This is a genomic window from Pseudomonas sp. NFPP04 (genome assembly GCF_900113815.1).
Classification (GTDB): domain Bacteria; phylum Pseudomonadota; class Gammaproteobacteria; order Pseudomonadales; family Pseudomonadaceae; genus Aquipseudomonas; species Aquipseudomonas extremorientalis.
On sequence record NZ_FOQS01000001.1, the window covers coordinates 589,837 to 603,941 of the forward strand.

At 62.4% G+C, this 14,105-nt stretch carries 12 protein-coding genes; 11 read left to right on the forward strand and 1 reads right to left on the reverse strand.

Going from position 1 to position 14,105, the window contains the following annotated elements; genetic code table 11:
* Positions 1 to 18 precede the first annotated feature (18 nt).
* Positions 19 to 930, reverse strand: a complete 912-nt coding sequence (locus BM017_RS02735) for a LysR family transcriptional regulator (RefSeq protein ID WP_071488759.1) — start codon at positions 928 to 930, stop codon at positions 19 to 21.
* Between the two features lie 168 nt (positions 931 to 1,098).
* Between BM017_RS02735 and BM017_RS02740 the strand changes: the two genes are divergently transcribed.
* The 11 genes from BM017_RS02740 to BM017_RS02790 all read left to right on the forward strand — a co-directional run bounded on the left by BM017_RS02740 (position 1,099) and on the right by BM017_RS02790 (position 14,104).
* Positions 1,099 to 1,806, forward strand: a complete 708-nt coding sequence (locus BM017_RS02740) for a tellurite resistance TerB family protein (RefSeq protein ID WP_092241099.1) — start codon at positions 1,099 to 1,101, stop codon at positions 1,804 to 1,806.
* A 210-nt stretch (positions 1,807 to 2,016) separates the two neighbouring features.
* Positions 2,017 to 3,639, forward strand: a complete 1,623-nt coding sequence (locus BM017_RS02745) for a methyl-accepting chemotaxis protein (RefSeq protein WP_071488761.1) — start codon at positions 2,017 to 2,019, stop codon at positions 3,637 to 3,639.
* Complete coding sequence (locus BM017_RS02750) at positions 3,639 to 4,151, forward strand: chemotaxis protein CheW (RefSeq protein ID WP_092241100.1); 513 nt, start codon at positions 3,639 to 3,641, stop codon at positions 4,149 to 4,151. The genes BM017_RS02745 and BM017_RS02750 overlap by 1 nt, the downstream gene beginning before the upstream one ends.
* Positions 4,148 to 5,407, forward strand: coding sequence for a CheR family methyltransferase (locus tag BM017_RS02755; RefSeq protein WP_092241102.1), 1,260 nt, complete (start codon positions 4,148 to 4,150; stop codon positions 5,405 to 5,407). Before BM017_RS02750 ends, BM017_RS02755 begins: the two co-directional genes overlap by 4 nt.
* Positions 5,404 to 6,105, forward strand: coding sequence for a chemotaxis protein CheW (locus BM017_RS02760; RefSeq protein ID WP_092241104.1), 702 nt, complete (start codon positions 5,404 to 5,406; stop codon positions 6,103 to 6,105). The genes BM017_RS02755 and BM017_RS02760 overlap by 4 nt, the downstream gene beginning before the upstream one ends.
* Entirely contained in the window at positions 6,102 to 8,366 is a 2,265-nt protein-coding gene (locus tag BM017_RS02765) for a hybrid sensor histidine kinase/response regulator (RefSeq protein WP_092241106.1), read from the forward strand. Before BM017_RS02760 ends, BM017_RS02765 begins: the two co-directional genes overlap by 4 nt.
* Positions 8,363 to 9,373, forward strand: coding sequence for a chemotaxis response regulator protein-glutamate methylesterase (locus BM017_RS02770; RefSeq protein ID WP_092241108.1), 1,011 nt, complete (start codon positions 8,363 to 8,365; stop codon positions 9,371 to 9,373). The genes BM017_RS02765 and BM017_RS02770 overlap by 4 nt, the downstream gene beginning before the upstream one ends.
* 51 nt (positions 9,374 to 9,424) lie before the next feature.
* Positions 9,425 to 10,426, forward strand: a complete 1,002-nt coding sequence (locus tag BM017_RS02775; protein WP_012722554.1) for a diguanylate cyclase — start codon at positions 9,425 to 9,427, stop codon at positions 10,424 to 10,426.
* 175 nt (positions 10,427 to 10,601) lie between these two features.
* A protein-coding gene (prfB, locus tag BM017_RS02780; RefSeq protein WP_102591687.1) for a peptide chain release factor 2 occupies positions 10,602 to 11,697 on the forward strand; the annotation gives its coding sequence in 2 pieces (ribosomal slippage) (positions 10,602 to 10,673 and positions 10,675 to 11,697; 1,095 coding nt in all).
* Between the two features lie 81 nt (positions 11,698 to 11,778).
* Positions 11,779 to 13,281 (forward strand): lysine--tRNA ligase, encoded by a 1,503-nt coding sequence (gene lysS / locus BM017_RS02785; protein WP_058425327.1) that lies wholly within the window; start codon positions 11,779 to 11,781, stop codon positions 13,279 to 13,281.
* A 106-nt stretch (positions 13,282 to 13,387) separates the two neighbouring features.
* A complete protein-coding gene (locus tag BM017_RS02790; protein ID WP_092241110.1) occupies positions 13,388 to 14,104 on the forward strand; it encodes a TetR/AcrR family transcriptional regulator in 717 nt (238 codons plus the stop codon).
* The last annotated feature ends 1 nt before the right edge of the window (position 14,105 follow it).

Sequence of the window (14,105 nt, forward strand, 5' to 3'; positions counted from 1 at the left end):
ACTGAATACAGCATTCGATTAAATAGATGGCTTGCGCGGGTGCGGCTGTTCGCGGGCAACGGTCAGGAACGGGTCCACCAGCGCCGGGCGCGCCGTGCCACGGCGCCAGGCCAGGCCCACGTCGAGGGTCTGGCTGAGGTCGGCAATCGGCCGCGCTTCAATAATGTCGCCCTCCAGCGACCAGGGGCGGTAGGTCATGTCGGGTTGGATCGACACGCCCAGGCCTGCCGCCACCAGGCTTCGCACCGCTTCGGTGGAGGCGGTGCGCAGGGTCACGCGCGGTTGCAGGCCGGCGCTGGTCCACAGGCGTTGGGCGTTGTGGCCCATTTCATCGACGTTCAGCTGGATCAAGGGCTCGCGCGCCACGTCGGCCAGGTTGATGCTGTCGTGCTCCAGCAGCGGATGCTGTGCGGGCAGCCAAAGCCGGTGCGGGGAGTGGGTGAGCACTTCGGTCTGCAGGGCGTGGCGGTCTTCGAGGTTGGAGAGGATCAACACGCCCACGTCGATTTCGCCGCTGACCAGCAAATGCTCGATATACGGGCGTTCGTCCTCCATCACGCGGATTTCCACATTGGGGTAGGCGCGTTGGAAGCGAGTCAGCAAATCGGCCAGGTAATAACCGGCCACCAGGCTGGTCACGCCGATGATCAACTGCCCGGCGACCTGGTCGGTGCTCTGTTGCAGGCTGCGCTTGGCGTTGTCGACGGTGGCGAGGATCAGGTGCGCCTGGCGCAGGAACTGATGGCCCTGGTGGGTGAGGGTCATGCCCTTGGCGTGACGGTTGAACAGGTTGACGCCGATTTCCTGTTCCAGTTGCTGGATCGCCAGGGTCAGGGTCGACTGGGAAATAAACGCCGTCTGCGCGGCGGCGGAGATCGAACCAGTCTCGGCCACGGCAATAAAGTGCCGGATTTGACGCAAGGTCATCATGCTGGAATTACCAGTGGGGTGTTTTTATAGATTTGTTCGAGTGTATATCGATTTAAGTGAAGGGCGGTCGCGTTACATCTGGAAGCACTCTAGATCAGGGCTTTTTGGCACTTAGTTTTACGCTGGGGGCCTATTGGTCCTATGAACCCAAGTGTCTGGAGGCTGCGAATGAATACCCGTGGATTGCTCGATCAGTTGCTCAAGTCTGGCCAGGACATGCTGCAAAACAAGGCTGGCGGCCAGCGTAGGCAGGACGACAAAGGTGCTCTGGGCGGTCTGCTCGGCGGTGGCGGCCTGGGCAGCCTGCTCGGTGGTGCTGGCGGCGGCGCGCTGGCGGCGGGGGCCATGGGCCTGCTGCTGGGCAACAAGAAGGCGCGTAAATTCGGCGGCAAGGCGCTGACCTACGGCGGTCTGGCGGCGTTGGGCGTTATCGCCTACAAGGCCTACGGCAACTGGCAGGCCAATCAGGCCAGCGCGCCCCAGGGCGAGCCACAGACTATCGATCGCCTGCCACCGGCCCAGGTCGAGCAACACAGTCAGGGCATCCTCAAGGCGCTGGTTGCGGCGGCCAAAGCCGATGGCCATGTGGACGAGCGCGAGCGTGCGCTGATCGAAGGCGAATTCACCAGACTGGACAACGACCGCGAGCTGCAAAGCTGGCTGCACGCCGAACTCAACAAACCCCTGGACCCGGCCGATGTGGCGCGGGCTGCCGGCACTCCGGAAATGGCGGCCGAGATGTACATCGCCAGCGTGATGCTGGTGGACGAGGAGAACTTCATGGAGAAAGCCTACCTTGACGAGCTGGCCCGCCAACTGAAGCTCGAGCCCGGCTTGAAGCTGGAACTGGAAAAACAGGTGCGGCTGAACGCGTAAAGACGGGGCGTGCAGCGATCAAAATGTGCGAGGGGACTCGCCCCGGTAGCGGTGTTTCAGCCTATTTACAGTTGGTTGGCACATCGCCATCGGGGGCAAGTCCCCTCGCACATTTGCATTCTGTGGACGCTACAGCAAAACCCGTTGATAAATGAGGGCTTCTGCTCAGCTATACTCCCCTCCATTTGAATGGCCCTCCGAGGAATTACTGTGAAGAACTGGACCTTGCGCCAACGCATCCTGGCAAGTTTTGCGGTCATTATCGCCATCATGCTGTTAATGGTCGTGGTCTCTTATTCACGGTTGCTGAAGATCGAAACCAGTGAAGTCGCGGTGCGCGACGACGCGGTGCCCGGGGTCTACCTCAGCTCCATGATCCGTAGCGCGTGGGTCGACAGTTACCTGCAGACCCTGGAGTTGATCGGCCTGCGTGAAGACAAGGGGCTCACCGACACCGACAAAGCCGACTTCAAGTCCTATGAAGCGCGCATCCTGCAGCAGATGGCCAACTACCAGGCGACCATCAGTGGGGGCGAGGACCAGGCCGAGTTCGATAAATTCGAAATCCAGCACCAGGCCTACAACAAGGCGCTGGCTGCCGTCGTAGAGCGCCTGCAGAACAAGGACATAGCTGGCGCACGCAAACTGTTCGACACGCAGATGACGCCCAGCTGGGTCGCAGGCCGCATGAAGCTCAACGACATCATCACCGAGAACAAGAACGTCGCCGACCGTGCGACCAACGCGATCGATGATGCAGTATCCGCCGCGAAAATCAGCATGTTTGTATCGCTGGCCCTGGCAATCCTCGCTGCCGGCCTGTGCGGCCTGCTGCTGATGCGCGCGATCATGGCGCCGATGCAGCGCATCGTCGATATCCTCGAAACCATGCGCGACGGTGACCTGAGCAAACGCTTGAACCTGGAACGCAAGGACGAGTTCGGCGCGGTCGAAACCGGCTTCAACGACATGATGACCGAGCTCACGGCCCTGGTGTCCCAGGCCCAGCGCTCGTCGGTGCAGGTGACCACCTCGGTGACCGAGATTGCCGCCACCTCCAAGCAGCAACAGGCCACCGCCACCGAAACTGCCGCCACCACCACCGAGATCGGCGCTACCTCCCGCGAGATCGCGGCCACCTCCAAGGACCTGGTGCGCACCATGACCGAAGTGTCCACCGCCGCCGACCAGGCCTCGGTTGCCGCCGGTTCCGGCCAGCAAGGCCTGGCGCGCATGGAAGAAACCATGCACTCGGTGATGGGCGCCGCCGACCTGGTCAACGCCAAGCTGGCGATCCTCAATGAGAAGGCCGGCAACATCAACCAGGTGGTGGTGACCATCGTCAAGGTCGCCGACCAGACCAACCTGCTGTCGTTGAATGCCGCCATCGAAGCCGAGAAAGCCGGTGAATACGGGCGTGGTTTTGCCGTGGTTGCCACCGAAGTGCGGCGTCTGGCCGACCAGACTGCCGTGGCCACCTACGACATCGAGCAGATGGTGCGCGAGATCCAGTCGGCGGTGTCGGCGGGCGTGATGGGCATGGACAAGTTCTCCGAAGAAGTACGCCGCGGCATGTTCGAAGTGCAGCAAGTGGGCGAGCAACTGTCGCAGATCATCCACCAGGTACAGGCGCTGGCGCCGCGGGTTTTGATGGTCAATGAAGGCATGCAGGCCCAGGCCACCGGTGCCGAGCAGATCAACCACGCCCTGGTGCAACTGGGCGATGCCAGCAGCCAGACCGTCGAGTCCCTGCGCCAGGCCAGCTTTGCCATCGATGAGTTGAGCCAGGTGGCGGTCGGTCTGCGCAGCGGCGTGTCGCGTTTCAAAGTCTGATGAGCGACCTCGCGGCTAAACGCGGCGCCGTCCCGGCAGCGAAAAAGGCGTTGTTCCTGGTGTTCCACATCGGCAACGAACGTTATGCCCTCAAGGCCACGGAAGTGGCCGAGGTGCTGCCGCGCCTGCCATTGAAACCGATTGCCCATGCGCCGCTGTGGGTGGCGGGCATCTTTGCCCATCGCGGCGCGCTGGTGCCGGTGATCGACCTCAGCGCTCTGACTTTCGGCACCGCTGCCCAGGCGCGTACCAGCACGCGGCTGGTGCTGGTCAATTACCAGCCGGAGCCCTGGCGCGAGCCGCGTTGGCTGGGGTTGATCCTGGAACAGGCCACCGACACCCTGCGCTGCGACCCGGCCCAGTTCCAGCCCTATGGCCTGGACAACCGCCAGGCGCCGTACCTGGGACCGGTGCGCGAAGATGCGCAGGGCCTGATGCAGTGGATCGGCGTGAATGACCTGCTGACCGACGACGTGCGCGCCGTGCTGTTTTGCCCCGGGTTGAGCCTATGAGCCACGATCCGCGGTTCTTTGCCTTCCTGAAAGAACGCATCGGCCTGGACGTTGCCTCGGTCGGCGAAGCCATTATCGAGCGGGCGGTGCGCCAACGCACTCAGGCTGTCAACGCGCAGACCCCCGGCGAATACTGGCAGTACCTGCAAAGCTCCCAGGATGAACAGCAAGCGCTGATCGAAGCGGTGATCGTCCCGGAAACCTGGTTTTTCCGTTACCCCGAATCCTTTGCGACCCTGGCCCGCCTGGCCAAGGCGCGCCTGGCCGAAATCAAGCAGATGCGCGCACTGCGCATCCTCAGCCTGCCGTGCTCCACCGGTGAAGAACCTTATTCGATCGCCATGGCGTTGCTGGATGCCGGGCTGGCGCCGCATCAGTTCAAGGTGCAGGGCGTGGATGTCAGCCCGTTGTCGGTGGAGCGCGCACGGCGTGGGGTGTATGGCAAAAACTCCTTTCGCGGCGGCGATATCGCCTTCCGTGACCGCCATTTCACCGAGTACGGTGACGGTTATCACATTGCCGACCGCGTGCGCGAACAGGTGCGCCTGCAAGTCGGCAACCTGCTCGACCCGACACTGCTGGCCAATGAGGCGAGCTACGACTTCGTGTTTTGTCGCAACCTGCTGATCTACTTCGACCAGCCGACCCAGAAACAAGTGTTCGAGGTGCTCAAGGGCCTGACCCACGTGGACGGCGTGCTGTTTATCGGTCCGGCCGAGGGCAGCCTGCTGGGGCGCCACGGCATGCGTTCGATTGGTGTGCCGCAGTCCTTTGCGTTCAGTCGGCATGCCGAGCCGGTCAAGCCCGAGCCGGTATTTGTGCCGAGCGCCGCGCCCGTCCCGCAACGCAGTGCGGCACCGATCCCGAGCAAGCCACGGCCTTTCAGCAAGGCCAGCGCCCAGGTGGTGCCGATCAAGACGGTGCAAACCGATGCGGGCGACTTGCTCAGCCGCATCGCTACCCTGGCCAACGAAGGCAAAAGCGCCGAAGCCCGCGCTGCATGCGAACAGTATTTGAGTAACCATCCGCCGGCCGCCCAGGTGTTCTACTGGCTGGGGCTGCTCAGCGATGTGGCCGGCAGCGCCCTGGAAGCCCAGGGTTATTATCGAAAAGCCTTGTACCTGGAACCCCAGCACCCGCAGGCCTTGATGCACCTGGCGGCGTTGCTCGAGTCCCAGGGCGACAGTGCGGGGGCGCGCCGCTTGCAGGCGCGTGCCGCGCGGAGTGAGCGAGCTGACAGTGAGTCCAAACGATGAGTAACACCGACGCACTCGATACCGCAGGGCTGGACCTGACCCTGGCCGATACCCAGGCCATCGACGACTGCTGGAACCGCATCGGCATCCATGGCGACAAGTCCTGCCCGCTGCTGGCGGACCATATTCACTGCCGCAACTGCTCGGTGTACTCGGCAGCGGCCACACGTTTGCTGGACCGTTATGCCTTGCAGCAGGATGATCATCGTCCGGTTGCCGCTGCTGACGTCGGCGAAGACGTGGTCACCCGCTCCCTGCTGATGTTCCGCCTCGGTGAGGAATGGCTGGGCATTGCCACCCGCTGCCTGGTGGAAGTTGCGCCGCTGCAACCGATTCATTCGCTGCCCCACCAGCGTTCCCGCGCCTTGCTCGGCGTGGCCAATGTCCGTGGTGCGCTGGTGGCGTGCCTGTCGCTGGTGGAACTGCTGGGCCTGGATGCCACCGGCAACGGCGCCAGCGGTGGGCGCATCATGCCGCGCATGTTGATCATCGCCGCGCAGGATGGTCCGGTGGTGGTGCCGGTGGATGAAGTCGACGGCATCCATGCCATCGATGAGCGCACCTTGAAGGCCGCCTCGGCCTCGGGCGCCCAGGCCAGTGCGCGCTTCACCCAAGGCGTGTTGCAGTGGAAAGGCCGCAGCCTGCGTTGGCTGGACGAGGCGCAATTGTTGTCTGCCGTGACCCGGAGCCTCACATGACCCCCGACCAGATGCGCGATGCCTCGCTGCTGGAACTGTTCAGCCTGGAAGCCGATGCGCAGACTCAGGTATTGAGCGCGGGCCTGCTGGCCCTGGAACGCAACCCGACCCAGGCCGATCAGCTTGAAGCATGCATGCGCGCGGCGCACTCGCTCAAAGGCGCCGCGCGGATCGTTGGGGTGGACGCCGGAGTCAGCGTGTCCCACGTCATGGAGGATTGCCTGGTCAGTGCCCAGGAAGGTCGCCTGTACCTGCAACCCGAACATATCGATGCGCTGCTGCAAGGCACCGACCTGCTGATGCGCATTGCCACGCCGGGCAATGATGTGGGGCCGGCGCACATCGACGCCTATGTGGCGTTGATGGAGCGCTTGCTGGACCCGTCCCAGGCGCCTGTGCCAGAGCCAGCGCCCATCGTCGAAACACTGCTGCCGGAGCCCGAACCCGAACCGGAGCCCGCGCCGCCGGTGGTCGCCGAGCCGCCACGCCAGAACAAACGCATGACCGAAGGCGGCGAACGCGTGCTGCGGGTGACCGCCGAGCGTTTGAACAGCCTGCTCGACCTGTCGAGTAAATCCCTGGTGGAGACCCAGCGGCTCAAGCCGTATCTGGCCAGCCTGCAGCGTCTCAAGCGCCTTCAGAGCCAGAGCGTGCGAGCGCTGGATACGCTGGACGGGCAACTCAAGACTCAACAACTGCCGCTCGAAGCCCAGGAAGCCCTGGCCGACACCCGCCGCCTGCTCAGCGAAGCCCAGGCCCTGCTGGCGGAAAAAACCGCTGAACTGGACGAGTTTGGCTGGCAAGCCGGCCAGCGCGCCCAAGTGCTGTATGACACCGCGCTGGCCTGTCGCATGCGCCCGTTTGCCGATGTGCTGGCCGGGCAAGTGCGCATGGTGCGCGACCTCGGTCGCAGCCTGGGCAAACAGGTACGCCTGGAGATCGAAGGCGAAAAGACCCAGGTCGACCGCGACGTGCTGGAAAAGCTCGAAGCGCCACTCACTCATTTATTGCGCAATGCCGTCGACCACGGCATCGAAATGCCTGAGCAACGTCTGCTGGCGGGCAAGCCGGCGGAAGGTTTGATCCGCCTGCGCGCCTCCCATCAGGCCGGGTTGCTGGTGCTGGAATTGAGCGATGACGGTAATGGCGTCGACCTGGAGCGCCTGCGCGGCACCATCGTCGACCGGCACCTGTCACCGGTGGAAACCGCCCTGCGCCTGAGCGAAGAAGAACTGCTGACGTTCCTGTTCCTGCCGGGGTTCAGCCTGCGCGACAAGGTCACCGAAGTGTCCGGGCGCGGGGTCGGCCTGGATGCGGTGCAGCATATGGTCCGCCAACTGCGTGGTGCGGTGGTGCTGGAGCAAACGGCAGGGCAGGGCAGTCGTTTCCACCTGGAGGTGCCGCTGACCCTGTCGGTGGTGCGCAGCCTGGTGGTGGAGGTCGGCGAAGAAGCCTACGCGTTCCCGCTGGCCCATATCGAACGCATGTGCGACCTGGCGCCCGACGACATCGTGCAACTGGAGGGCCGCCAGCATTTCTGGCACGAGGGCCGGCATGTCGGGCTGGTCGCCGCCAGCCAGTTGTTGCAGCGCCCGGCGGGGCAGAGTCAGTCGGACACCTTGAAAGTGGTGGTGATCCGCGAGCGTGATGCGGTGTATGGGATTGCCGTGGAGCGCTTTGTCGGCGAGCGTACGCTGGTGGTGTTGCCGCTGGATGATCGCCTGGGCAAGGTCCAGGATATTTCCGCCGGTGCCTTGCTGGACGACGGCTCGGTGGTGTTGATCGTCGACGTCGAAGACATGCTGCGCTCGGTGGACAAACTGCTCAACACCGGCCGCTTGGAGCGCATTGCCCGGCGCAGCCAGCAAGCCACCGAGGCACCGCGCAAGCGGGTGCTGGTGGTGGACGACTCGCTGACAGTGCGCGAACTGCAACGCAAATTGCTGCTTAATCGTGGTTATGAAGTGGCCGTGGCGGTCGATGGGATGGACGGCTGGAACGCCTTGCGTTCCGAAGACTTTGACCTGTTGATCACTGATATTGATATGCCTCGTATGGACGGTATTGAATTGGTCACACTCTTGCGCCGTGACAGTCGCCTGCAATCGTTGCCGGTGATGGTGGTGTCCTACAAAGACCGTGAAGAAGACCGACGTCGTGGACTGGACGCCGGCGCCGACTATTATTTAGCCAAAGCCAGTTTCCACGATGACGCCCTGCTGGACGCCGTGGTGGAGCTGATCGGAGGCGCACGGGCATGAGGATTGCGATCGTCAATGACATGCCCCTGGCGGTAGAGGCCTTGCGCCGCGCCTTGAGTTTCGAGCCCGCGCACGAAGTGGTGTGGGTGGCCAGCAACGGCCTGGAAGCGGTGCAGCGCTGCGCCGAGCTGACCCCGGACCTGATCCTGATGGACCTGATCATGCCGGTGATGGACGGCGTGGAGGCTACCCGCCAGATCATGGCCGAGACCCCGTGCGCCATCGTCATCGTGACCGTCGACCGCCAGGCCAACGTCAGCCGGGTGTTCGAAGCCATGGGCCATGGCGCCCTGGACGTGGTGGACACGCCGACCCTGGGCGTGGGCAATCCCAAGGATGCGGCGGCGCCGCTGCTGCGCAAGATCCTCAATATCGGCTGGCTGATCGGCCAGCGCGGCAGCCGTGTACGCGCCGAAACCGTCACGCCGCGGACTACCGGCAAACGCCAGAGCCTGGTGGCCATCGGGTCTTCGGCAGGTGGCCCGGCTGCCCTGGAAATCCTGCTCAAGGGCTTGCCCCGGGACTTTCCCGCCGCCATCGTACTGGTGCAGCATGTGGACCAGGTGTTCGCCGCCGGCATGGCCGAGTGGCTGAGCAGCGCCTCCGGCCTGCCGGTACGCCTGGCCCGCGAGGGCGAGCCACCGCAAAGCGGGGTGGTGCTGCTGGCCGGTACCAACCACCACATTCGTTTATTGAAGAATGGCACGCTAGCCTATACCGCAGAGCCGGTGAACGAGATTTACCGGCCGTCGATCGACGTGTTTTTCGAAAGCGTGGCCAGCCACTGGAATGGCGATGCCGTCGGCGTGTTGCTGACCGGCATGGGGCGCGACGGGGCCCAGGGCCTAAAATTGCTGCGTGAACAAGGTTATTTGACCATCGCCCAGGATCAGCAGAGCTCGGCGGTGTACGGCATGCCCAAAGCGGCGGCGGCGATTGATGCTGCTGTTGAAATTCGCCCACTGGATAGAATTGCGCCCCGATTGCTGGAGGTCTTTGCCAAATGAACAAGGCCTCTTGCGGTGCTGGCTTGCAGGCAGTAATTCAGGTGACTGCACATGAATGATTTACAGATCGACGACATCAAGACCGACGAAAACGCCGCCATGGTGTTGCTGGTCGACGACCAGGCCATGATCGGCGAAGCCGTGCGGCGTGGCCTGGCCCATGAAGAAAATATCGACTTCCACTTCTGCGCCGATCCGCACCAGGCGATTGCCCAGGCGATCCGCATCAAGCCGACCGTTATCCTGCAAGACCTGGTAATGCCCGGCCTCGATGGCCTGACCCTGGTGCGCGAATACCGCAACCATCCGGCCACGCAGAACATCCCGATCATCGTGCTTTCCACCAAGGAAGACCCGCTGATCAAGAGCGCGGCGTTTTCGGCCGGGGCCAATGATTACCTGGTCAAGTTGCCGGATAACATCGAATTGGTGGCGCGCATTCGCTATCACTCGCGCTCCTATATGACCCTGTTGCAGCGGGATGCGGCGTACCGTGCGTTGCGGGTCAGCCAGCAACAACTGCTGGACACCAACCTGGTGCTGCAACGGCTGATGAACTCCGATGGCCTCACCGGGCTGTCCAACCGTCGCCATTTCGACGAGTACCTGGAACTGGAATGGCGGCGTGCCATGCGTGACCAGACTCAGTTGTCGTTGTTGATGATTGATGTGGATTTCTTCAAGACTTACAACGACAGCTTCGGGCATGTCGAAGGTGATGAGGCTTTGCGCAAGGTGGCGGCGACCATCCGAGAGGCCAGCAGTCGGCCTTCGGATTTGCCGGCGCGCTATGGCGGTGAGGAGTTTGCCCTGGTGCTGCCGAATACCTCGCCGGGCGGGGCGCGGTTGGTGGCCGAGAAGCTGCGGATGGCGGTGGCTGCGCTGAAAATTCCGCACATTGCGCCGACCGAGGGTTCCAGCCTGACCATCAGCATTGGTTTGTCCACGATGACGCCGCAGCAGGGCACGGATTGTCGGCAGGTGATTGTGGCGGCGGACAAGGGGTTGTATACGGCCAAGCATAATGGGCGCAATCAGGTCGGTATCGAGTGACCTGAAGTCTTACCCCATTCAATGTGGGAGGGGGCAAGCCCCCTCCCACATTGGGATCTTGATGGGTCTTGGGTTGTGTACAAATCCTGCCTTTTCGCCCAGCGGACTGCCGTTCCCCCCCATTTGCCGTTATACTCGCCGGCTTTCAAAAGTTCGCCAACGAGTGCTGCCCGCCATGGAAATCAACCCGATCCTTAACACCATCAAGGACCTGTCCGAGCGCTCCGAAACTATTCGGGGGTATCTTTGACTACGATCAAAAGCATGAGCGTCTGACCGAAGTCAATCGCGAGCTTGAAGATCCTGCTGTCTGGAACAAACCTGAATACGCCCAGGAACTGGGGCGCGAGCGCGCTGCGCTGGCGCAGATCGTCGATACACTTGACGAGCTGAACACCGGTCTGGCCGATTGCCGTGACCTGCTGGACATGGCCGTCGAAGAAAACGACGAAGGCGCAGTGGGCGATGTCGTCGCCGAGCTGGCCCGTCTCGAGGAAAACCTCGCCAAACTCGAATTCCGCCGCATGTTCAGCCATGAAATGGACCCGAACAACGCCTACCTGGACATCCAGGCCGGTTCCGGCGGCACCGAGGCCCAGGACTGGGCCAACATCCTGTTGCGCATGTACCTGCGCTGGGCGGACAAGCGCGGTTTCGAAGCGACCATCATGGAGCTGTCCGCCGGTGAAGTTGCCGGAATCAAGGGCGCGACCGTGCACATCAAGGGTGAGTACGCCTTTGGCTGGCTGCGTACCGAAATCGGCGTGCACCGCCTGGTGCGCAAGAGCCCGTTCGACTCCGGCAACCGTCGCCACACCTCGTTCTGCGCGGTGTTCGTCTCGCCGGAGATCGACGACAAGGTCGAGATCGAGATCAACCCGGCCGACCTGCGCATCGACACCTACCGCTCCTCCGGTGCCGGTGGCCAGCACGTAAACACCACCGACTCGGCCGTACGTATCACCCACGTACCGACCAACACCGTGGTCAGCTGCCAGAACGAACGTTCCCAGCACGCCAACAAGGACACCGCCATGAAAATGCTGCGGGCCAAGTTGTACGAGCAGGAAATGCAGAAACGCAACGCCGCATCCCAGGCGCTGGAAGACACCAAGTCGGACATCGGCTGGGGTCACCAGATCCGCTCTTATGTGCTGGATGCGTCGCGGATCAAGGATCTGCGCACTAACATCGAACGCAGCGACTGTGACAAGGTGCTCGACGGCGATATCGACGAATACCTGGAAGCCAGCCTGAAATCCGGCCTCTAAAGAACCTTGTAGGAGCGGGCTTGCCCGCGATCCCCAGCCGAAGGCTGGGGAAAACGTATCTGTGATGGAATTTCAAAAGACATGAGCGACCAACAACTCGACCCGCAAGCCCTGCAACAGGAAGAAAACTCCCTGATCGCCCTGCGCAAGGAAAAGCTTGCTGCCGAGCGCGCCAAGGGCAATGCCTTCCCCAACGACTTCCGCCGCGAAAACTACTGCGATGCCTTGCAGAAACAGTACGCGGACAAGACCAAGGAAGAACTGGCAGAGGCTGCGATCCCGGTCAAGGTGGCAGGTCGCATCATGCTCAACCGTGGCTCGTTCATGGTGATCCAGGACATGACCGGGCGTATCCAGGTCTACGTCAACCGCAAGACCTTGTCGGAAGAAACCCTGGCCTCGGTGAAAACCTGGGACATGGGCGACATCATCGCCGCCGAAGGCACCCTGGCCCGTTCCGGCAAGGGCGACCTGTACGTGGAAATGACCAACGTGCGCCTGCTGACCAAGTCGCTGCGCCCACTGCCGGACAAGCACCACGGCCTGACCGACACCGAACAGCGCTACCGCCAGCGCTACGTTGACCTGATCGTCAACGAAGAAGTACGCCAGACCTTCCGCGTGCGTTCGCAAGTGATCGCGCACATCCGCAGCTTCCTGATGAAGCGCGACTTCCTGGAAGTCGAAACGCCGATGCTGCAGACCATTCCTGGCGGCGCCGCAGCCAAGCCGTTCGAAACCCACCACAATGCCCTGGACATGGAAATGTTCCTGCGTATCGCGCCGGAGCTGTACCTCAAGCGCCTGGTGGTTGGCGGCTTCGAAAAAGTCTTCGAGATCAACCGCAACTTCCGTAACGAAGGCGTTTCGACCCGTCACAACCCAGAATTCACCATGTTGGAGTTCTACCAGGCCTACGCCGACTACGAAGACAACATGGACCTGACCGAAGAACTGTTCCGCGAACTGGCGCAGCTGGTCCTGGGCAGCACCGACGTGCCGTACGGCGACAAGGTGTTCCACTTCGGCGAGCCGTTCGTGCGCCTGTCGGTGTTCGACTCGATCCTCAAGTACAACCCTGAACTGACCGCCGACGACCTGAACGACATCGACAAGGCCCGCGCCATCGCCAAGAAAGCCGGCGCCAAGGTGCTGGGCTTCGAAGGCCTGGGCAAATTGCAGGTGATGATTTTCGAAGAGTTGGTGGAGCACAAGCTGGAACAGCCGCACTTCATTACCCAGTACCCGTTCGAAGTGTCGCCGCTGGCCCGTCGCAACGACGACAACCCGAACGTCACTGACCGTTTCGAGCTGTTCATCGGCGGCCGTGAGATCGCCAATGCCTACTCCGAGTTGAACGACGCGGAAGACCAGGCCGAGCGCTTCATGGCCCAGGTGGCCGACAAGGACGCCGGCGATGACGAAGCCATGCATTACGATGCCGACTTCGTCCGCGCCCTGGAATACGGCATGCCGCCGACCGCCGGTGAAGGGATCGGCATCGACCGCCTGGTGATGCTGCTGACCAACTCGCCATCGATCCGCGACGTGATCTTGTTCCCGCACATGCGGCCACAAGCGTAACCGTAGCGAAATCCGAAGCCGCCTTTTATAAGGCGGCTTTTTTATGTGGCGTTAATAAGCGTCAAGCAAACAGCGCCAGGTTTTGATCTATTCAAGGATGTGTGTCGTGAACCGCGTAACCGCTCAAGAAGGCGCCGCCGGCATTGCCGCTGCCGTGGCTGAAAGCGTCCAGTACCAGGGCCGCAAGGCCAGTCGTCGGGGCAGCGAGCAACGCAGGCAAGACATTCTCGATGCGGCCATGCGCATCGTGGTACGTGACGGCGTACGGGCCGTGCGCCATCGAGCGGTGGCGGCGGAGGCGGGCGTGCCCCTGTCCGCCACCACCTATTACTTCAAGGATATCGATGACCTGCTCACCGATACCTTCGCCCAATACGTCGAGCGCAGCGCCGCATTCATGGGCAAGCTGTGGGTGCGTAACGAAGGCCTGCTGCGCGAAATGGTCGCCTATGGCGATGGCAGCCCCGAATCGCGTTCACAACTGGCCGATGACATTGCACGGCTGACCGCTGATTACGTCCTGCGCCAATTGACCAACCGCCGTGAATACCTGATGGCCGAGCAGGCGTTTCGCCAGGAAGCCCTGCTCAACCCGCGCCTGGCGGAGCTGGTGCGTTCCCACCAGCAGATTCTGTTGCAGGGGACCGGGCAGTTCTTCCAGGTGTTGGGCTCGCGCGAGCCGCAACAGGATGCCAAAGTGTTGACGGCGATAATCAGTCGGATGGAATATCAGGGCCTGCTGGGCAGCGCAGAGCCTCTGACCGGTGAAGAGATGCTTGAGATCCTCAAGCGCTATATGCATTTGGTGTTGGCTTCGGTCTGAC

Bases quoted from the DNA above. Each gene is read 5' to 3' on its own strand.
- BM017_RS02735 (WP_071488759.1), bottom strand. From the start codon at position 930: ATGATGACCTTGCGTCAAATCCGGCACTTTATTGCCGTGGCCGAGACT.
- BM017_RS02740 (WP_092241099.1), top strand. From the start codon at position 1,099: ATGAATACCCGTGGATTGCTCGATCAGTTGCTCAAGTCTGGCCAGGAC.
- BM017_RS02750 (WP_092241100.1), top strand. From the start codon at position 3,639: ATGAGCGACCTCGCGGCTAAACGCGGCGCCGTCCCGGCAGCGAAAAAG.
- BM017_RS02755 (WP_092241102.1), top strand. From the start codon at position 4,148: ATGAGCCACGATCCGCGGTTCTTTGCCTTCCTGAAAGAACGCATCGGC.
- BM017_RS02760 (WP_092241104.1), top strand. From the start codon at position 5,404: ATGAGTAACACCGACGCACTCGATACCGCAGGGCTGGACCTGACCCTG.
- BM017_RS02765 (WP_092241106.1), top strand. From the start codon at position 6,102: ATGACCCCCGACCAGATGCGCGATGCCTCGCTGCTGGAACTGTTCAGC.
- BM017_RS02770 (WP_092241108.1), top strand. From the start codon at position 8,363: ATGAGGATTGCGATCGTCAATGACATGCCCCTGGCGGTAGAGGCCTTG.
- BM017_RS02775 (WP_012722554.1), top strand. From the start codon at position 9,425: ATGAATGATTTACAGATCGACGACATCAAGACCGACGAAAACGCCGCC.
- lysS (WP_058425327.1), top strand. From the start codon at position 11,779: ATGAGCGACCAACAACTCGACCCGCAAGCCCTGCAACAGGAAGAAAAC.